Genomic DNA, 17911 nt, shown 5'->3' with positions numbered 1-17911 from the left:
CGCCACTTTTCACGCCATGCTGGACGCATGAAGCCAATTGCCCGCGTTGTGACTTCACGGCGTTATGAGTGTATCTACACAACAGTTATGTGGTTTCATTGGAGTTCGAATCGTCAATAGCGGCTGTGCCAAACCGCACTTCACGCACAAGCAGGCCTAAAGACCGGACGTTTCGTTACTCTCGACACATCGCCTCGAATGGTCTTTCACGAGGCTTCACCACCAGGAGAGCAACATGCAAACCAGCGCACGCAATCAATTCGCCGGCGAAGTCGCCGAAGTCAAACACGGTGCCGTGAACGACGAAGTAACGTTGCGCACCCAGGACGGTCTCGAGATCGTCGCGATCATCACGCACGGCAGCGCGACGTCGCTCGGTCTTGCTGCCGGCAAGAAGGCATTCGCGCTGGTCAAGGCGTCGTCGGTGATCGTGATGGTCGACGTGGCGAAGAGCCAGGTGTCGGCACGCAACTGCATCGCCGGTACGGTATCGGGGGTGACCAAGGGCGCAGTGAATTCGGAAGTGACCATCAGCGCTGGCGGCGCGCAGATCGCTGCGATCATCACCAATGAAAGCGTCGACCGCCTCGGCCTCGCGAGCGGCAAAGCGGCGATGGCGATCTTCAAGGCTTCAAGCGTGATCATCGGCGTCGAATAACGATAGACGCATGGCATTGCCCACAGGCTTAACGTCTGGGTAAAGCCAACAGTCGGCACGTGATCGGACGAAAAGAGGGCAGCATGCGCAGCAGGGCGTGCCGTGAAGGAAACGGCGGCTTGATTTACACTGCACGCCTCGCTGTTCCTCTTTCCGCTTTCGTTACGGACGCCGTCATGTTCGAAGTCTCCTCTGCCTCGCATCTCCCCAAAGCCGCGCAATACGAAGAATTGGTCGCCCAGGCGCGCGCGCTGCTCGCCGGCGAAACCGATTGGATCGCCAACGCCGCGAATTTTTCCGCGTTCGTGTTCCATTCGCTGAGCGATCTGAACTGGGCCGGGTTCTATTTCCACGACGGCCGCGAACTGGTGGTCGGGCCGTTCCAAGGCAAGCCCGCTTGCGTGCGTATCGCGCTCGGCAAGGGCGTGTGCGGCACGGCGGCTCAAACCCGTCAGACGCAAGTGGTGCGCGACGTACACGAATTCCCCGGTCATATCGCCTGTGATTCGGCGTCGCAATCGGAAATCGTCGTGCCGCTGGTCGCACCGGACGGCACGCTGATCGGCGTGTGGGACGTGGATAGCCCGGTCGTCGCACGCTTCGACCAAGAAGACGCGAAAGGCATGGAAGCGCTGTGCGCGGTGTTTATCGAAGCCGCACTGCCGCGCGCATCGTAGGCGTTTCGAGGCGGATTAATCCGGCAGTGCGGCGGCAGCCTATGCTTTTTCGTACATAGACTAGATGCACTTCAGGGGATGGGTCGGCGGACCTCATCCCGCTATCGTCCTCTCCACGCGCTCAAGACAGGACATGAGCGCGACGAACCCCCACCAGGTTTTGGAGACATGCATGAGTTCCGCCACCGCTACTGCCACCGCTACGCCGCTGACATTCCAACGTTCCCCCGCGTTACCCCGCAATTGCACTTTCGATAGCCACGACTGGGAAATTCTCAGCCGCTACTGGCATCCGGTGGCGTTCGCCGCCGACGTGACCGATAAACCCATCAGCGTGACGCTGCTCGACGAGCCTCTGGTCGTGTTCCGCTCGAACGGTCAACTGGTGAGCGCACGCGATATCTGTCCGCATCGCGGCGCGCCGCTCAGCCAGGGATGGGTCGATAACGGCAACATCGTGTGCCCGTATCATGGCCTCGCGTACGGTAACGACGGCAAGTGCAAGCACATTCCGTCGCAAACGGACGGCCCGATTCCCGACCGCTTGCATCTCGTCACGTATGCGACGCAGGAAGCCTATGGCCTCGTGTGGGTCTCGCTTGGCGGCGGCACAGAACCGTTGCCCGCGTTTCCTGGCTGGGACGATCCCGACTTCCAGCAGATCTTGCCGCCCTCGATCGACATCAACGCTTCGGCGGGACGTCAGACCGAAGGCTTCATCGACGTCGCGCATTTCGCGTGGATTCACCATGACAGTTTTGCCGACCGGCATAACCCGGTGGTGCCGCAGTATTCGGTCGAGCGGCGCGAACGCGGCATGCACGCGGAGTACGTGAGCACGGTCAGCAACTTCCCGAAGTCGATGCAGCATCGCGCGCCTGAAGGCTATTTGTGGCACCGCTTCTTCGAAGTGGACGTGCCGTTCTTTGCGCGCCTGACCGTGCACTTTCCCGAAAACGGCCGCCTGTCGATTCTGAATGCCGCGAGTCCGGTGTCCGCGCGTAAGACGCGTCTGTTCGTACCGATCGTACGCAACTTCGACAAGGATTTGCCGCTCGAGGACGTCTACACATTCAACCGTCAGGTGTTCGAAGAAGATCGCGCGATCGTCGAACAACAGCGCCCGGAAGATTTGCCGATCGACCGTGCGGCCGAAGCGCCGATTCTCGCCGACCGTTCGTCTGGCGCCTACCGTCGAGCGTTGGCCGAGATCGGCCTCGGCCAGGCCTATGTGCGCTAGTTTGCGGTGCGATTCGTGATTCGTGATTCGGGAGAGAAGCCATGAAAGTATGGGAATGCGTGATCTGCGGCTTTCGCTATGACGAAGCACTGGGTCTGCCGGAAGCGGGTATTTCGCCGGGCACGCGCTGGGAAGACGTACCGGACGACTGGCTGTGCCCGGACTGCGCGACCGGCAAACACGACTTTGAAATGCAGGTGATTGCATGACGGCCGCTCTGCATGAGGACAAGGGACAGCCGGTGGTGATCGTCGGCACGGGCATGGCGGGCTATACGGTCGCGCGCGAATTGCGCAAGCTCGACAGCACGGTGCCGATCGTCATGATCAGCCGCGACGACGGCAGTTTTTATTCGAAGCCGATGTTGTCGAATGCGCTGGCGATGAAGAAGGAGCCGCAGACGTTGGCGAGTTTCGACGCCATCGCGATGGCGGCGCAACTGGGCGCGTGGATTCGCGTGCATCAGCACGTCGAGCGCATTTTGCCGGCCGAGCACACGCTTGTTGTCGACAACGCATTGCTTGGCTATAGCAAGCTGGTGCTGGCCACGGGCGCGGATCCACGCCGCCTGAAGGTGGCGGGTGACGGCGCAGGCGACGTGATGTCGATCAACGATCTCGGCGATTACGCGCGCTTCAGGCTGGCGCTCACGCGTTGCCGCTCAGTGGCAATTCTGGGCGCAGGTCTGATCGGCTGCGAGTTCGCCAACGATCTCGCGGCCGCCGGGTATGCGGTCAGTCTGATCGATCCTGCTGCGACGCCGCTGGCTCGCTTGCTCCCGCAAGACGTGGGCGAGATCTTCGCTCGCGCGCTTGATGATGGCGGCATCCGTTTTCATCCTGGACGCAGTGTGAATCGTATCGACCGCTTATCGAACGGTTACCGGCTGACGTTCGCCGAAGGCGAGCCAATCGACGCGGATCTGGTCGTGTCGGCGGTCGGCCTTGCGCCGCGTACTGCGCTTGCCACGGCTGCGGGTCTTGAAATCGATCAGGGCATTCGAACCGATGCGTGGTGCCGCACGAGTGCGCCGGATATCTATGCACTCGGCGACTGTGCCGCGATCGACGGCAAAGTCCAGCCGTATGTCCTGCCGATCATGCACGCCGCGCGGGCCCTCGCGCGCACCCTGGCCGGGCAGCCGACGCGCGTCGCCTTCCCGGTGATGCCGATTACCGTGAAGACACCCGCGAGTCCCGCCGTCGTCGTGACACCCGAGGGCGAGGGCGCGTGGTCGCTCGAAACAGACGGCGACGCGGCGAAACACGCAGCGCGCGCCGTGTGCCGACAAGCCACCAGTGAACGCCCGTTGGGCTTCGCATTACTCGGCGCTGCGGTCGAAGGCAAAGCCGCGCTGATCAAGGCCATGACAGAGGGGGCCATTAGCTAACCCACAACAATCTTCCGTCTGACCGACCTCACTTTGTGATCGCTTGGTGTTTTAAAGGGCCTGTCACCTGCAACACATCCGATGATCGCATTCGCGCCGCAAGCTCTGCTTGCGGCGTTTTTTTATCTGTTTGAAGAAGGCGCGTGCCGGTAACGAACGTTTAGGAAACCAGATTTTTGGCGACGTTGGCAATCAGCCGGCGCAACCATATCGCCGCAACGCTGCGATGCGTGCGATCGTGCCAGAGTTGATAGTAGGTGAGTGCCTGCGGCTCGCCGGGAACCGGTTCGATGCGCAGTGGCAGCAGCTTGGTGTAGTGGGTGGCGAGTGCGCGTGTGGTGGTGAACAGCAGATTGGAGCGCGCCAGAACGTAGGGCGCCATGCCGAAGTAGGGCAGCGTCGTCGTAACGGTGCGCGACAGGCCGTTGCGGGCGAGTTCGACATCGACGGTGCCCCACGACGTCGTGTTGTAGGTCATCACGGCCAGGTGTTCCGCTTCTTCGTAGACGGGCTTGCTAAGCCGTCCCGGTTTGATCGGGTGGCCGTTGCGCATGAGGCATACCAGTTCGTCCTTGCACAGCGGCTGTAAATGCAGATGCTCCGGCGGCGTGCGCCAATTGCCGATCACCAGATCGAGAAAGCCGCTTTCCAGACCGTGTTCGTAACCGCCGTCCACCATCATCAGATGCCTGAATTCGAGCTTCGCACTGGGCGCTTCGCGATGAAACGCATCGACAACTGCGGGGACGAAAAACGCATCGAGATAATCCGGCGAGCCGATGCGAAAGGTCTGGCTGGTGGTGGCGGGGGTGAACGACGTGGTGGGGTGCAGAATGGCCGCGATATTGTTCAGCGCTTGCGCCGCGGGTTCGATCAGCGTGAGTGCATGCGCGGTGAGAACCATCCGGCTGCCGCTGCGCACCAGCAACGGATCGCCGGTCATGTCGCGCAGTTTGCGCAGCGCCACGCTGACAGTCGGCTGCGATTGTCCAAGTAACGTTGCCGTGCGCGACACGCTCGATTCGGTCAGAAGCGTGTGCAGCACCTTGAGAAGGTGCGAGTCGATGATTTCCCTGGACATGAAAAGCGAGACCCTGTTTCGAGCGGATCCATGCAGCGAGGCGGCAGTTCTTTATTGAAGGATCGCGAGCAAAATATATCCACGGATATAACGGTCGTCAATCCGGCGAATCCCTTTGCGAATGCATCGAAAGCCCGTGCGCACTGAGTCATGGGGCACGGAGTATCCCGGCAATAGCGAACGCTTTATGATGTGCGCGATGACGGGCGCACCGCCGCAGGAATCGGGGAATACACCGAGTGAAACGATTGCGACGCGGAACACGCGCCACGGCGGCGTGGGGTGCGGCAGGAAAGCCGCTATCATACGCACGGTTACCCGGCGGATCGGACCGAATCTGCCGGCTTCGCCGGTCGCGCCGTATGCGTCAGGAAAAACGCTCACTCGCTTTCAATACCCAGGAAATTCAAAGGCCGGCGCGATGCAAGATCACCCCTACGCCGAAGCGCGCCCTCGCGACGCCGCGCTTGCGGCGGCGCCATATGGCATGTTCATCTGCACAGCCGACGGCACGTTCGACTCCGTCAACGCCGCTTTCGAAAAGCTGACCGGCTTCACCGCCGAAGAATTGATCGGCCGGCGCACCTTTGAATCCTTGCACGACCCAGCCGAACTCGCGAGGCGACGCGCCGAATTGCCGCCGCTGTCGGCAGTAAGCTCGCGCTATGAAGGCGAATGGACCTACGTGCGGCGCAACAGTAACCCAATTCGCGTGGTGTTCGCGTTGGCGCCGCTCGCTGCCGAGCCGGCCAATCCCGACGGCGTTGCCACGGGGTTTGCCCGCTATGTCGGCATCGCCATCGACATGACGCGCTATGCACAATCCGAGGCGCGCTTGTGGTACGTCTCGCATCACGACGGCGTGACCCGCCTGCCCAATCAGACGCTTTTCACCGAACGCCTCGAGCTCACGATCGCGCGCTGTCAGCGCAGCGGCAATGGGTTTACCGTGCTGATCGCCGAACTTGACCATTTGCGCAAACTGCGCGATGCGCTCGGTTTGCATGCGGCCGAACTGGTGTTGCAGATTGTCGGTGAGCGGCTGCGCGGTCTGTTCCCGAACGACGGTACGATCGCCTCGATCGGCGGCACGCAATTCGCGTTGCTGATCAATGAAACCGGCGCGGGGGCCGATGCTTTCGCTGCTGAGGCACTGGGCCGCATCGCCGAATCGATCGACTACGCGGGCACTGCACTGAACATTACGGCGAGTATCGGCATGGTCGCCTATCCTGCCGACGGTGCGGATGCGCCGACGCTGATGCGCCGCGCGGGCGTGGCGTTGTCGGCGGCTTCGGCGGTGAGCGGCCATGCAGTGCGACGCTTTTCCACCGCACTCGAAGGCCAGGCGGCGCGCCGCTTCGAACTGGAGGCGATGCTGCGCGAAGCGCTCGAACGTCAGCAGTTGCATCTTGTTTATCAACCGCAGGTGACGCTCGCCGATGGACGCATCTCGCAGGTGGAGACGCTGCTGCGCTGGAATCATCCACAGCGTGGTTTGATCAGTCCGGTCGAATTCGTACCGGTCGCTGAAGAGTCGGGTCTGATCGAGCAGATCGGCGAGTGGGTGATCCGTACCGCGTGCCGCGACGCCGGCAAATTGCTGCGGCTCACCGGTACCTTGCCACGGATCGCGGTGAACGTATCCCCGCAGCAGTTCCAGCGGCAGAATCTGTTCGAGACGATTCGTGGAGCGCTCGAAGATGCCGCGCTCGACCCTTCGTACCTTGAAGTGGAAATCACCGAGGGTGTGCTGCTGGGCGATACCGAGCAGGCATTGCAGACGCTGCATGCATTGCGCGAATTAGGCGTTGAAGTCGCGGTGGACGACTTCGGCACGGGCTATTCGAGTCTCGCTTATCTCACGCGGTTTCCGCTGAACCGCCTGAAAATCGATCGCTCGTTTGTGATGCGCATGAGTACCGATCCGCAATGCGCGGCGCTCGTCGGCGCCATTATTGCCATGGCGCATGCATTGAAGCTTCGCGTGACGGCCGAAGGCGTGGAGACAGCCGAACAGGCAGCGCAACTGGAAGCGCTCGGCTGCGACGAGGCGCAAGGATTCTGGTTCTCGCGACCCATCACCATCGCTGCGTTGCGCAATTTACTGAAGCCTTTGGGCACCGCTTGGCGATCCGATTGACGTCTGCAAACGCTGCTGCCACCTGAAAAGTCACAGTCCTTCAGCCGCCGCGGCGCGTCATCCAAATACACTGAAAAAAAGGGGCCGATTGGCCCCTTTTTGTCTGGTCGCGTTTTTGCGCGGGACTCAGCGCGCGGCGTTGTCCGCCGTGGTGATCGCGGTGCCGGCCATGTTGGATGCACGCTTGATGCTGTCCTGCAGCACGTTGCCGGAATGAATCATCGACGCCATCACGGATTGCATTGCGCCGAATGCGCTATCCGAGCTGAACGGCGTGGTCTGGCTGAAGCCCGAACCGAACTGAGCCACGCTGGCACCGAACTCTTCACGCAGCGATTCGCCGGCCTTGTTCAACGCCGCGGTGAATTGCGCGTCGATTTCCTTGACGTGCTGTGCGTACGACAAGGTGCGCTGGACCAGTTGCTGCTGCAATTCGGCCGCGCCGGCGAACGGCGCGGCGTTGAGCTGGCCGGCCGACAATGCGTTTTTGCTTTCGGTGACGGTGGCCTTCAGTGCCGCGAGATTGAGCTCGCCGAGTTTTTGCAGACATGCCAGCCCATCGAGTTGCAGGGCGGTGAAGATGTTGAAAGTGCGTTGGCCGAAGGCGGCGTTTTGTTCGATCGCGGGGCTGTGCATGGTATCTCCAAAGTGACCCGGCGCAGGCGTCCAAAGGATTTCGGAGGCAAGGTCTCAGGTGAGACGGCAGGTCGGCGCGGCGCAGTGTTTTTGCTGCGCTGCAACATGAGCCACTTTATACCTTTGCGGCAGGATGTACAGCATTTTCGTCGCGATCATTCATCAGTCGAAAGGTGTTCAGTGTGCACCTGACGCACGCGGATGGGCGAAGAAGAAGCGCAGCATTTCGGCCGCCGCGTCAGGGCCAGATGGATCCGTGTACGAGCCGCGCTGGCTGCCGCCTGCCCACGCGTGGCCCGCGCCGTGAATCGACCAGACCTCCGCTTCGACGCCATTCGCCGCGACAAGTCGTTGCACCGTGCAGCCGCGCTGGCCGCTCCCCGTGCCTGTTGGGTGTGGCGGCACGCTGACTGTCGTGACGCCGGCGTTGAAGCCCGCTATGAGCGCGGTGGCGTTCGAGGGATGCACGGTCGTGTCCGCATCGCCATGAAACACGATGAGCGGGCGTAGCGGTTCGACGTGTGAGCGGTTGCGATGCGCTTTGCCGCCCTTCATTGCGGCGAGCGCCGACGGCAGACCCTTCGCGCTTCCGTAGGCGAGGCCGGAATGCACGCAGGCTGCCGCGTACAGGTCGGGCGAGGTCTTCAGCATGACGTCCGCCATGGCGCCGCCCGCCGATAGGCCCGCCACGTACACCCGCGCTGGATCGACGCGATAGCGCGCGATCACCTCACGCGTGATGCCCGCGATCAACGACGGTTCACCCTGGTCGCGCTGCTGGTCGCCAGGCTTGAACCAGTTCCAGCATCCCGAATGATTGGCCGCTTGTGACTGATTCGGATACACGACGATGAAGCCATGACGCTCGGCCATTTCGTTCATGCGCGTGCCGGCGGCGAAGTCGTCGGCGTTTTGCGTGCAGCCGTGCAGCATCACGATCAGCGGCAACGGTTTGTTGTTGTAGACGGCGGGGACGTAGAGCTTGTATTGGCGTTGGCCCGCGCTGTTGCTGAGGGTGTGGGTGCTGAAGGTGCCGGGTGTGTCGGCGTCGAAAGTGCGCTCGGCAGGGGCGGGCGGCGTGGTGTTGGCGTGTGATTGCGCCTGACTTTGCGCCTGTGTCCACGCTTGTGCCCATTCGTTGACACTCTGCGGCGTGTGCGGAGTTTGGGCGTTGCCTGCTTTGGCTTTGCCGCCCGCGAGCGCGCGCTGAACCGCGGCGGTCGCTTCCTTCGGCCCCTTCGTACGCAACAGGTCGAAGGCTTCTTTCATCGATTTCAGGAAATCTTCATTCATTTTCATGATCGTAGACTGATACGTTGACCTGCATAGGGCGTGGCTGGGTCAGGCGATGAGCTTCATGGGTTCAACCACATGTTCATCCGCATGCTCATCCGCACGTTTAACCATTGGATTAGCCACGCGAGGCGCGGCTACCTGATGCGGCCGGCGAGCGCTGCCTTGACCGCGGGCGACGCATGAAATGCGCCGAGTACCGCCACCGATGCGATCGTGGCCGCTGCGAGTTCCGGTGGTACATCGGCGGCGATGCTGGCGAGGCCGAGCGCTTGAATGTCCAGTCGTTCGTTCGCGGCTTGAGCGGCTTCGAGGTCCTGCCTTGAGAAGTGTTGCAAGCCGAGCACCAGCGCGCGCCGGGTCACCGTTTCTGTAACGACCTGTGCGTGTACCGCGAGCTGGTTGCGGATCGCGGTGCGAATCAGGTCGGTGCGGTTCGAGTAAAAACCCTCTTCGACGAGTAAGTCGATCTGGCCCAGGTCGACCGGGCCGAGGTTGACGGTGATTTTTTCGGTCTCACCGCCTTTGGGGCGGGAGGTGTCGATGAGTTTGAGATTGGCCATTTCTATTCCGTTTGGCGTTCGCGCGCCATCCAATTAACATCCAGTGGGATGGTTATACGCTTCTGGCTCTAGTGGCGTCAACGGGGAAATTGAGGGCCGGTAGAGGTCTTCTGGGACGTGGGTAGTCCTCGCGGCTGCGGGAAGAGAAGAGGGTGCCGACTCGCGCAAGCGGGGACGATCAAACATCGGGTACGTGCTTGCGGCGGCGGTCGTGTTCTGCGGCGCCTACCGTCGCGTCAGCTGGACTCGATCTGCAGCGAGGCGAACTCAATCACAATTTCTGCGCCTAGGGTGGAGTACACGTAGACCAAATGAACCCCGCTTCGATCGCTTAGGCGCTCTCCCTTTGCCAGAACGTTTCGTGCCCGTGTGTAGTCTTTGTCGTCCGGCTGCAGTAACTGGATCGCGTAGACGATGTTCAACAATCCCCAGTTTTCAAGGCAAACGCACGTCACGCCTTCGAAAGTGACTGTCGCGCGCTTATCGTTGAGGTACAGGCCGAGAGTCAGCGTGCGGGGTTCGTGGTTCGGTCCAACCGCAACAGTATCCAGATACCAATCGTGGAAATGACCGAACGGTTCTAGTGATTCTGTAATTGTCATGAGTGGGTCGCTGCTCTCACGGCGTTGGGCTCAGTCAGTCTCCTGAACGCCCCTGCACAGCGCGACCACCTCGGCGCCAACTGACGGCTCCAATACGAACAGAATGGACTTTGCTTCGGCAACGCTCGCGGCGATCGTCTGGGCACTTTCGTTTGTCATCGAGGCTCGATAGTCGTGCTGGCTATTCGCCCAATTTACATAGATGCGAATCTCGTCAGGAGTGAACACATGCGACGGCGATATCAGCAGCCGCGATACCACGTTCTGTCGGCCGAAGTCGTTGGCACGCACGGCCGTGACTCCGGAAAACAGCAGTTTTGGCGTCGTGCCGTCAGTGCATTCGAAACTGAGCAGAAGGGAGGAATCGGTGCGCGAATACGCGCAGCCGACCAGTTCTGCATCATGATAGCTATGTCTGATTTCCATGAAGGCAAGGATCGGTAAAGGTGTCATTGTTGGCTAGTGGTTGAGCGGGACCATCAGGGTAGCGGCGAAAACTGCACGCCGGGACCGCGAAGTGGAAAGGGGCCGCCGCCGTTCTCCCAGTTATGCGCGTGTGGGATGCCTTGGCCATGGTCGTGATCGAAATCAAAGTCGACGACCGGAAAACCATCCTGACCATACGTACGCATCTGGCCACTACCCGGATTCGTGTACCAGCTTCCAGTGGGCCCCATGTTGGGCGTTAGGTTGCCGGCAAGGTCCATCGAGTCGCTCGACAGCGCATCGTCGCCATACTCGAACGGTTGTGCGTCGCCGAGTGGTGTAGACGTATCGGCGCAATCACCGGTCATCGCACCGAAGTCAATGCCGAGCGCGGCACCGGCCACGGCCTCAACCATGCCAAGCAGATCGCCGCCGCCCTCACTTGTGGCCATCGCGCCGCCCGCGTTAACAAAAAAACCGACCATCGTGGGTCGGTCTTCGTGAGAGCCTTGTCGTATAAGGCTTGGGTCCATTCACATCAGCACAATATCGTACTGCTCCTGGCTCAAATTCGACTCCACCTGCAACGACACCGGCTTGCCGATGAAATCCATCAGCATGGCCAGATGCTGCGACTCTTCCTCAAGAAACAGATCGATCACCTGCTGCGACGCCACCACGCGAAACTCGCGCGGATTGAACTGTCGCGACTCGCGCAGAATCTCGCGCAGCACGTCATAGCACACCGTACGCGGCGTCTTGACCTGCCCCTTACCCTGGCAAACCGGGCAGGGCTCGCACAGCACATGCGCCAACGATTCGCGCGTGCGCTTGCGCGTCATCTCCACGAGCCCAAGCTGCGAAAAACCATTCACGGTCACGCGCGTACGATCTCGTGACAACGCCTTCTTCAACTCGCCGAGCACCTGGTCGCGATGCTCGACGTTCTCCATATCGATGAAGTCGATGATGATCACACCGCCCAGATTGCGTAGCCGCAATTGCCGCGCGATCGTGTGCGCGGCTTCGAGGTTGGTCTTGAAGATCGTATCGTCGAAGTTGCGCGCGCCGACGTAACCGCCGGTATTCACGTCGATCGTCGTCATTGCTTCGGTCTGATCGATCACCAGATACCCGCCCGACTTCAGCTCGACCCGGCGTGACAATGCACGCTGGATTTCCGACTCGATGTTGTACAGATCGAAGAGCGGCCGTTCGCCAGTGTAGTGATGCAGCTTCGACGACACCGCCGGCGTGAACTCCGCCGCGAAGTCGGCGAGCATCTGATAGGTCTCGCGCGAGTCGACCTGAATACGCGAGGTCTCGTCATTCACGAAATCGCGTAGCACCCGTTGCGAGAGATTCAGGTCCTGATACAGCAGGCTGGTCGGCGGCATGCGCTGACCTTGCGAGATGATCGTCGCCCACGTCTTGCGCAGATACGCAACGTCCCCGGCCAACTCTTCGCTGGTCGCATCTTCAGCGATGGTGCGGACGATGTAGCCGCCTTTTTCATCGGCGGGCAGCACAGCGGTCAAACGCGCGCGCACGGCTTCGCGTTCGGCTTCGCTCTCGATCTTCTGCGAGATGCCGATATGCGGTTCCTGCGGCAGATACACAAGCGTGCGCCCGGCGATACTCACTTGCGTGGAGAGCCTCGCGCCTTTGGTGCCGATCGGATCCTTCACGACTTGTACCATCAGCGTCTGGCCTTCGAAGACGATCTTTTCGATCGGCTGATGCGGCGTCTGATGTTGCGGTTCGCCCGCAATGCGCGGATGCCAGATATCCGCTACATGCAGGAACGCGGCGCGCTCCAGACCGATATCGATGAAGGCGGATTGCATGCCCGGCAACACGCGGACGACTTTGCCGAGATAGACATTGCCGACGCGTCCCCGCGACAGCGTTCGTTCGACGTGAAGTTCCTGGACGGCGCCTTGCTGGACCAGCGCGACGCGCGTTTCCTGCGGCGTGACATTGATCAGGATTTCTTCATTCATAGTGTTATTTTAGAAGTCGATGCGCGCTGCACGCAGGAGGGCAGCGGTTTCAAAAAGTGGCAAACCCATGATACCTGAATAGGACCCGTCGATATGCTCGATAAACTCCGCGGCGCGTCCTTGCACGCCATACGCGCCCGCCTTGCCGAGCGGCTCGCCGCTTGCGGCATAGCGGCGCACGGCGTCCGCGTGCAGTGCAGCAAAACGCACCTTCGATACGGATAGCGCAGCAGGCAGCAACGTGCCTTCCGCGTCGATCACCGCGATGGCCGTCAACACTTCGTGATCGCGCCCCGCGAGACGCGTGAGCATCGCGACGGCGTCGTCGGCGTCGACGGGTTTGCCGAGGATCGCGTCGTCGATCGTGACGGTGGTGTCGGCAACCAGGATCGGCCGTGCGGCATGACCGCCTGCCACGAGACGCGCGCGCGCGGCATGCGCCTTGGCGATGCACACACGCTGCACGTAGTCACGCGCTCGCTCGCCGGGCAGCTCGACTTCAAGTGCTTCGGCATCTTCATCGGGACGCGGCAGCAGCAATTCGAAACGCACGCCGAGCTGTTGCAACAGCTCCTGGCGGCGTGGGCTCTGGGAAGCGAGGTATACGAATGGATGCAGTGAAGCGGCAGGCGTTGGCATGAACAGGTCTCGATGAGGCGGATTGCGTCAATGCGCGAGGAACGCGCGATGAGCTCGTCAGTCTAGCGTCGATCAGCGTGTCGAAGGACAGGACGAAGAGCGCGTCGATAAGCGCATCGACAAGCGCATCGATAAACGCGCCTGCAAGCGCGTCAATCAGCGCGGCCAACGAGACCAAACAACGCACGATCTGTCAGCAGCATCGTTCGCTCACACGCGGTGATAGGGGTGATTTTGCGTGATGGTCCACGCGCGGTAAAGCTGCTCGGCGAGCAGCACGCGGACCATTGCGTGCGGCAGCGTCAGGCTGGAGACACGCAGCAGCATATCGGCGCGCGCTTTCAGATCGGGATCGAGCCCGTCGGCGCCGCCGATCAGAAACGCCACGTCGCGGCCGTCCTGCTGCCAGCCGGGCAGGGCGCCGGCGAGCTGCATCGTGGTCCAATCCTTGCCGCGTTCGTCGAGCGCGACGATGCGCGCGTTCTTCGGCAACGCGGCTTCGATTTTCTGCCGCTCGGCAGCCATCACGCTTTCCGCTGGACGCCCCGACGAACGCTGCTCGGGCTTGATCTCGCGCAGCTCGATACGCAGCTCGGGCGGCATGCGCTTCGCGTATTCATCGAAGCCAGTGGCGATCCAGTCCGGCATCTTGTGGCCGACGGCGAGGATGTGAAGTTTCATCGCGGATGGTGTCGCGGATGCAATCGCAGACTAAGCGTTATGCCTGGCAAAGCGCGCTTACTTGCGGCGTACCGGCGTCTTGCGTGCGGGCTTTTTGGCAACCGGCGCTTCTTCCTCTTCGTCCTCATCATCCAGCTCGCTCGCGCTGGCGCCGCCAAACGGATTCGGCGTCGACAGCTTGATGCGCACCGGCTTGTCGCCCCAGATTTCTTCGAGGTTGTAGTACTGGCGCAGCGCCGGTTGCAGGATGTGCACGATCGCGTCGCCGCAATCGACCAGCACCCATTCGCCGATGTCCTCGCCTTCGGTACTGATGATGTCGCCGCCGTTCTCCTTGACGCTCTCGCGCACGCTCGAAGCGAGCGCCTTGGTCTGGCGGTTCGAGGTGCCGGAGGCGACGATCACGCGATCGAACAGCGCGGTCAGGTGGCTGGTGTTGAACACCTTGATGTCTTGCGCTTTGACGTCTTCGAGAGCGTCGACGATCACGCGTTGCAGTTTGCGAATATCCATGGGGTTACCGGTGGTACAGATGATGTTGAAGAATATAGTCCCACACCGCAGTGGGGACATGGCTCGCGGCCTGGTCTTGCTGTTCGCCGCCCGCGAGGGCAAGCCGCTGGGTCACCTGTTCGCGCAGATGCGCGCGAATGTCGGTGGCCGAGACGTTGAACGCAAGCGTCGTATCGATCAGCAAGTGGCCGCAGGGGGTGGCTTGCAGAACGTCGGCGCGGGCACGGCGCGCGTCGATTTCTTTGGCAACCACGGGCGGAATCGACGCGAGGTCGAATCCGGGGCGCGTGGCCGCACAGATGTGAGCAAAGTCGAACAGGCGCCGCCAGTCGCGCCAGGTGTCGAGATGCACCAGTTGATCCGCGCCGATCAGAAGTGCAATCGACGCATCCTGACCTTCGCGTTCACGCCACAACTGCAGCGTGTTGACGGTGTACGTCGGACCTTCGTGTTCAATTTCGTCGGTCGCCACCCGCACGGTCACGCCCGGCAGTACTAACGCGCCGGCGGCGGCGCGGGTCATCGCCAGCCTGTGTTCAGCCGCCGACACGTCCGTTTTCTGCCACGGCTGGCCGGCCGGCAGCAGCACCAGCTCAGTCAGGTTCAGCACGTCGGCAAAACGCCGCGCGAGCGCGAGGTGGCCGTCGTGGATCGGATCGAAGGTGCCGCCGAGCAGTCCGATCCGGCGAGGCAGGGCGACAGGATGAGCGTTCGGCTTCAGGTGAGGATCCTTTGTCGTGGTCACGTGCAGTGGCTGCGGGCTTAAAGCCTCACACCCACTCGCGCGGCACGAGAAAATCGCTATAAAGACGCGCTTCCGGCGTGCCCGGTTCGGGCTGCCAGTTGTAGCGCCAGTTCACCACAGGCGGCATCGACATCAGAATCGATTCGGTGCGTCCGCCGCTCTGCAGCCCAAACAGTGTGCCACGGTCGAAGACCAGATTGAACTCGACGTAGCGGCCGCGCCGGTATGCCTGGAAGTCCCGCTCGGCTTCGCCGTACGGAATGTTGCGGCGCTTTTCGATGATCGGCAGGTACGCTTTGAGGAATCCCTCGCCGACGCTTTTGAGCATCGCGAACGATTGATCGAAGCCCGGCGCCGAGAAATCGTCGAAGAAAATCCCGCCGATGCCACGCGGTTCGTTGCGGTGCTTGAGGAAGAAGTACTCGTCGCACCAGCGCTTGAAACTCGGGTAGAGGTCCGCGCCATAAGGCTGCAGCGCGTCGCGGCACACACGATGGAAATGCTGCGCGTCTTCCTCGTAGCCATAGTAAGGCGTCAGATCCATGCCGCCGCCGAACCAGAACACGGGCTCTTCGCCGGCCTTGGTTGCGATCAGCAACCGCACGTTCATATGCACGGTCGGGCAGTGCGGATTGTGCGGGTGCAGCACGAGCGAAACGCCCATTGCTTCAAAACCACGGCCAGCCAGTTGCGGACGCGCGGCGCTCGCCGAACCGGGCAACGTATCGCCCGAAACGTCCGAGAAGCCGATGCCAGCCCGTTCGAAGAAGTTGCCGCCTTCCAGAATCCGCGTGCAGCCGCCGCCGCGCAGCTTCTCGCCGGGGGCGCGCTGCCATGCGTCGGTCGCGAACGGCTTACCGTCGAACGCGCCGAGCGTGTCCGCGATATGCGTTTGCAGGCCTTGCAGCCAGTTGCGCACGGCCTGTGCGTCATAGCTCGAATCGGTCATGAATGCAGATGCTGAGGGCGGCACGCTCGTCGTGCCGCGGGTTCTTCTTGAAGGGCGAGGGCCGAGCCATCACCCAGGGTGTTCCTGGGAAGGCACGGCGGTACGGTCATTCGCGCCGGATGAAATGCCGGTCAACCGGGGTAAGCCCACATGGTACGGTGGGCGCCGCAACGGTCGCGAAAACCCGCAGTGTAGCGCCGTTGGCGCCACACGCGGGCGAGTGGGCGGGCTTAGTGCTTGCCTTCGTTCTTGGCGTCGTGCTTGCGGTTCAGTGCACGGTAGCCGATGTCGCGGCGATATTGCATGCCGTCGAACGAGATCTGGTTGATCGTCTCGTACGCGACCGATTGCGCGCTGCGTACCGAATCCGCCAGGCCGACCACGCACAAAACGCGGCCGCCCGAGGTGGTCAGCTTGCCGTCCGCTAGCGTCGTGCCGGCGTGGAAAGTAACCGAATCCACGGTTTCTGCCGGAATATCGCTGATCCGGTCACCCTTGCGCGGCGTCTCCGGATAGTTGTACGCGGCGAGCACCACGCCGAGCGCCGTACGACGGTCCCATTCGAGTTCGATCGTATCGAGCGTGCCGGCGATTGCCTGTTCGACGACCTTCGAAAAGTCGCCTTTCAGGCGCGCCATGATCGGTTGCGTCTCCGGGTCGCCCATCCGGCAGTTGAATTCGAGCGTCTTCGGGTTGCCTTGCGCGTCGATCATCAGGCCGGCGTACAGGAAGCCGGTGAAGCGGATGCCTTCTTTCTCCATGCCACGCACGGTCGGCTGGATGATTTCGCGCATCACGCGCGCATGCAGTTGCGGCGTGACGATCGGTGCGGGCGAGTAGGCGCCCATGCCGCCGGTGTTCGGACCCTGATCGGCGTCGAGCAGACGCTTGTGGTCCTGGCTCGAGGCGAGCGCCAACACATGCTTGCCGTCCACCATCACGATGAAGCTGGCTTCTTCGCCGACGAGGAATTCCTCGATCACGACGCGCGCGCCGGCGTCGCCCAGCTTGTTGTCCGACAGCATCATGTCGACTGCGGCATGCGCCTCTTCCAGCGTTTGCGCAACCACGACCCCCTTGCCCGCGGCGAGGCCATCGGCCTTGATCACGATCGGCGCGCCCTTGGCGTCCAGATACGCGTGCGCGGCGGCGACGTCGGCGAAGGTTTCGTATTCGGCAGTCGGGATCGCATGGCGCTTCATGAACGCCTTGGCAAAATCTTTCGAGCTTTCGAGCTGCGCGGCTTCCTTGCTCGGCCCGAAAATCTTCAGACCACGCGAGCGGAACAGATTGACGATGCCCGCGGCGAGCGGCCCTTCCGGCCCGACCAGCGTGAAGGCGATCTGTTCTTTCTCGACGAAATCGGCGAGTTCGGCCGGATCAGTGATGTCGATGTTGCGCAGACGCTCGTCCTGGGCGGTGCCGCCGTTGCCGGGAGCAACGTAGACGAGCTGGACCCGCGGCGATTGCGCGAGCTTCCATGCGAGCGCATGTTCGCGACCGCCGGAACCGACGACGAGTAACTTCATGTGAATCCCCGAGACTTAAAAACCATAAACGGCTGAAGCATCACGCTCAGCCGTGGAATAACAGCGAGGTTTGCAATGTGCCCGCAGCCAGACGGCGGCGCAGGGCACATAGCGAACCCGAGTGGAGGCGGTGTGGAAGGGCC

General features: G+C 61.8%; 20 protein-coding genes. 6 read left to right on the top strand and 14 right to left on the bottom strand.

The window, feature by feature from the left end; translation table 11 throughout:
• Nucleotides 1-235: 235 nt before the first annotated feature.
• The 5 genes from KHO31_RS08320 (at nucleotide 236) to KHO31_RS08300 (ending at nucleotide 3965) form a co-directional block, all read left to right on the top strand.
• A complete protein-coding gene (locus KHO31_RS08320) occupies nucleotides 236-658 on the top strand; it encodes a TOBE domain-containing protein (RefSeq protein WP_211623038.1) in 423 nt (140 codons plus the stop codon).
• Nucleotides 659-834: 176 nt separating this feature from the next.
• Nucleotides 835-1335, top strand: a complete 501-nt coding sequence (locus KHO31_RS08315; RefSeq protein ID WP_201075074.1) for a GAF domain-containing protein — start codon at nucleotides 835-837, stop codon at nucleotides 1333-1335.
• Nucleotides 1336-1507: 172 nt separating this feature from the next.
• On the top strand, nucleotides 1508-2575 hold the full coding sequence (locus KHO31_RS08310) for an aromatic ring-hydroxylating oxygenase subunit alpha (RefSeq protein ID WP_211623036.1): 1068 nt from the start codon (nucleotides 1508-1510) through the stop codon (nucleotides 2573-2575).
• Between the two features lie 41 nt (nucleotides 2576-2616).
• Nucleotides 2617-2784, top strand: a complete 168-nt coding sequence (locus KHO31_RS08305; RefSeq protein ID WP_201075078.1) for a rubredoxin — start codon at nucleotides 2617-2619, stop codon at nucleotides 2782-2784.
• A complete protein-coding gene (locus KHO31_RS08300) occupies nucleotides 2781-3965 on the top strand; it encodes an NAD(P)/FAD-dependent oxidoreductase (RefSeq protein ID WP_201075080.1) in 1185 nt (394 codons plus the stop codon). The genes KHO31_RS08305 and KHO31_RS08300 overlap by 4 nt, the downstream gene beginning before the upstream one ends.
• Before the next feature lie 160 nt (nucleotides 3966-4125).
• On the opposite strand, the gene KHO31_RS08295 is transcribed toward KHO31_RS08300, so the two are convergent.
• On the bottom strand, nucleotides 4126-5046 hold the full coding sequence (locus tag KHO31_RS08295) for a LysR family transcriptional regulator (RefSeq protein ID WP_211623034.1): 921 nt from the start codon (nucleotides 5044-5046) through the stop codon (nucleotides 4126-4128).
• 421 nt (nucleotides 5047-5467) lie between these two features.
• Here KHO31_RS08295 and KHO31_RS08290 point away from each other — a divergent pair, with 421 nt between their 5' ends.
• Nucleotides 5468-7189 carry a putative bifunctional diguanylate cyclase/phosphodiesterase gene (locus KHO31_RS08290; RefSeq protein ID WP_211623032.1) on the top strand — a complete coding sequence of 574 codons (1722 nt, stop codon included), beginning with the start codon at nucleotides 5468-5470 and terminating at the stop codon, nucleotides 7187-7189.
• 126 nt (nucleotides 7190-7315) lie between these two features.
• On the opposite strand, the gene KHO31_RS08285 is transcribed toward KHO31_RS08290, so the two are convergent.
• From KHO31_RS08285 to purD, 13 genes are all read right to left on the bottom strand, one after another.
• The gene (locus tag KHO31_RS08285) at nucleotides 7316-7825 is read right to left on the bottom strand and encodes a phasin family protein (protein WP_201075083.1); all 510 of its coding nucleotides are present in this window, start codon (nucleotides 7823-7825) and stop codon (nucleotides 7316-7318) included.
• Between the two features lie 177 nt (nucleotides 7826-8002).
• Nucleotides 8003-9124: an extracellular catalytic domain type 1 short-chain-length polyhydroxyalkanoate depolymerase gene (locus tag KHO31_RS08280; protein WP_211620828.1), complete on the bottom strand. Its 1122-nt coding sequence runs from the start codon at nucleotides 9122-9124 to the stop codon at nucleotides 8003-8005.
• Between the two features lie 131 nt (nucleotides 9125-9255).
• Entirely contained in the window at nucleotides 9256-9681 is a 426-nt protein-coding gene (locus KHO31_RS08275; protein WP_201084883.1) for a CopG family transcriptional regulator, read from the bottom strand.
• A 236-nt stretch (nucleotides 9682-9917) separates the two neighbouring features.
• The gene (locus KHO31_RS08270; protein ID WP_236061157.1) at nucleotides 9918-10283 is read right to left on the bottom strand and encodes a hypothetical protein; all 366 of its coding nucleotides are present in this window, start codon (nucleotides 10281-10283) and stop codon (nucleotides 9918-9920) included.
• A gap of 30 nt (nucleotides 10284-10313) precedes the next feature.
• A complete protein-coding gene (locus KHO31_RS08265) occupies nucleotides 10314-10709 on the bottom strand; it encodes a hypothetical protein (protein WP_201075086.1) in 396 nt (131 codons plus the stop codon).
• A 53-nt stretch (nucleotides 10710-10762) separates the two neighbouring features.
• Nucleotides 10763-11161 (bottom strand): hypothetical protein, encoded by a 399-nt coding sequence (locus tag KHO31_RS08260; protein ID WP_236061145.1) that lies wholly within the window; start codon nucleotides 11159-11161, stop codon nucleotides 10763-10765.
• Between the two features lie 81 nt (nucleotides 11162-11242).
• Complete coding sequence (gene rng / locus KHO31_RS08255; RefSeq protein ID WP_201075087.1) at nucleotides 11243-12712, bottom strand: ribonuclease G; 1470 nt, start codon at nucleotides 12710-12712, stop codon at nucleotides 11243-11245.
• A 9-nt stretch (nucleotides 12713-12721) separates the two neighbouring features.
• Complete coding sequence (locus tag KHO31_RS08250) at nucleotides 12722-13351, bottom strand: Maf family protein (protein WP_201084884.1); 630 nt, start codon at nucleotides 13349-13351, stop codon at nucleotides 12722-12724.
• Between the two features lie 210 nt (nucleotides 13352-13561).
• Nucleotides 13562-14032, bottom strand: a complete 471-nt coding sequence (rlmH, locus tag KHO31_RS08245) for a 23S rRNA (pseudouridine(1915)-N(3))-methyltransferase RlmH (RefSeq protein ID WP_093639533.1) — start codon at nucleotides 14030-14032, stop codon at nucleotides 13562-13564.
• Nucleotides 14033-14089: 57 nt separating this feature from the next.
• Nucleotides 14090-14545: a ribosome silencing factor gene (gene rsfS, locus KHO31_RS08240; RefSeq protein ID WP_211623031.1), complete on the bottom strand. Its 456-nt coding sequence runs from the start codon at nucleotides 14543-14545 to the stop codon at nucleotides 14090-14092.
• Between the two features lie 4 nt (nucleotides 14546-14549).
• Nucleotides 14550-15290, bottom strand: coding sequence for a nicotinate-nucleotide adenylyltransferase (locus KHO31_RS08235; protein ID WP_407945928.1), 741 nt, complete (start codon nucleotides 15288-15290; stop codon nucleotides 14550-14552).
• Between the two features lie 25 nt (nucleotides 15291-15315).
• Nucleotides 15316-16239 (bottom strand): oxygen-dependent coproporphyrinogen oxidase, encoded by a 924-nt coding sequence (gene hemF, locus KHO31_RS08230; RefSeq protein WP_201075099.1) that lies wholly within the window; start codon nucleotides 16237-16239, stop codon nucleotides 15316-15318.
• Between the two features lie 230 nt (nucleotides 16240-16469).
• On the bottom strand, nucleotides 16470-17768 hold the full coding sequence (gene purD, locus KHO31_RS08225) for a phosphoribosylamine--glycine ligase (protein ID WP_201075100.1): 1299 nt from the start codon (nucleotides 17766-17768) through the stop codon (nucleotides 16470-16472).
• Between the last annotated feature and the right edge of the window lie 143 nt (nucleotides 17769-17911).

This window comes from Paraburkholderia domus (assembly GCF_905220705.1).
Classification (GTDB): domain Bacteria; phylum Pseudomonadota; class Gammaproteobacteria; order Burkholderiales; family Burkholderiaceae; genus Paraburkholderia; species Paraburkholderia domus.
Note: the sequence above shows the minus strand (reverse complement) of the source record. Positions and strands in the feature narration are given on the sequence as shown.

What these genes read in the sequence shown, in the direction of transcription:
- KHO31_RS08295 (WP_211623034.1), bottom strand. Translation starts at nt 5,046, where the DNA reads ATGTCCAGGGAAATCATCGACTCGCACCTTCTCAAGGTGCTGCACACG.
- KHO31_RS08305 (WP_201075078.1), top strand. Translation starts at nt 2,617, where the DNA reads ATGAAAGTATGGGAATGCGTGATCTGCGGCTTTCGCTATGACGAAGCA.
- rng (WP_201075087.1), bottom strand. Translation starts at nt 12,712, where the DNA reads ATGAATGAAGAAATCCTGATCAATGTCACGCCGCAGGAAACGCGCGTC.
- KHO31_RS08285 (WP_201075083.1), bottom strand. Translation starts at nt 7,825, where the DNA reads ATGCACAGCCCCGCGATCGAACAAAACGCCGCCTTCGGCCAACGCACT.
- rlmH (WP_093639533.1), bottom strand. Translation starts at nt 14,032, where the DNA reads ATGAAACTTCACATCCTCGCCGTCGGCCACAAGATGCCGGACTGGATC.
- KHO31_RS08280 (WP_211620828.1), bottom strand. Translation starts at nt 9,124, where the DNA reads ATGAAAATGAATGAAGATTTCCTGAAATCGATGAAAGAAGCCTTCGAC.
- KHO31_RS08300 (WP_201075080.1), top strand. Translation starts at nt 2,781, where the DNA reads ATGACGGCCGCTCTGCATGAGGACAAGGGACAGCCGGTGGTGATCGTC.
- KHO31_RS08310 (WP_211623036.1), top strand. Translation starts at nt 1,508, where the DNA reads ATGAGTTCCGCCACCGCTACTGCCACCGCTACGCCGCTGACATTCCAA.
- KHO31_RS08315 (WP_201075074.1), top strand. Translation starts at nt 835, where the DNA reads ATGTTCGAAGTCTCCTCTGCCTCGCATCTCCCCAAAGCCGCGCAATAC.
- KHO31_RS08265 (WP_201075086.1), bottom strand. Translation starts at nt 10,709, where the DNA reads ATGGAAATCAGACATAGCTATCATGATGCAGAACTGGTCGGCTGCGCG.
- KHO31_RS08290 (WP_211623032.1), top strand. Translation starts at nt 5,468, where the DNA reads ATGCAAGATCACCCCTACGCCGAAGCGCGCCCTCGCGACGCCGCGCTT.
- KHO31_RS08270 (WP_236061157.1), bottom strand. Translation starts at nt 10,283, where the DNA reads ATGACAATTACAGAATCACTAGAACCGTTCGGTCATTTCCACGATTGG.
- KHO31_RS08260 (WP_236061145.1), bottom strand. Translation starts at nt 11,161, where the DNA reads ATGGCCACAAGTGAGGGCGGCGGCGATCTGCTTGGCATGGTTGAGGCC.
- KHO31_RS08250 (WP_201084884.1), bottom strand. Translation starts at nt 13,351, where the DNA reads ATGCCAACGCCTGCCGCTTCACTGCATCCATTCGTATACCTCGCTTCC.
- hemF (WP_201075099.1), bottom strand. Translation starts at nt 16,239, where the DNA reads ATGACCGATTCGAGCTATGACGCACAGGCCGTGCGCAACTGGCTGCAA.
- purD (WP_201075100.1), bottom strand. Translation starts at nt 17,768, where the DNA reads ATGAAGTTACTCGTCGTCGGTTCCGGCGGTCGCGAACATGCGCTCGCA.
- KHO31_RS08275 (WP_201084883.1), bottom strand. Translation starts at nt 9,681, where the DNA reads ATGGCCAATCTCAAACTCATCGACACCTCCCGCCCCAAAGGCGGTGAG.
- rsfS (WP_211623031.1), bottom strand. Translation starts at nt 14,545, where the DNA reads ATGGATATTCGCAAACTGCAACGCGTGATCGTCGACGCTCTCGAAGAC.
- KHO31_RS08320 (WP_211623038.1), top strand. Translation starts at nt 236, where the DNA reads ATGCAAACCAGCGCACGCAATCAATTCGCCGGCGAAGTCGCCGAAGTC.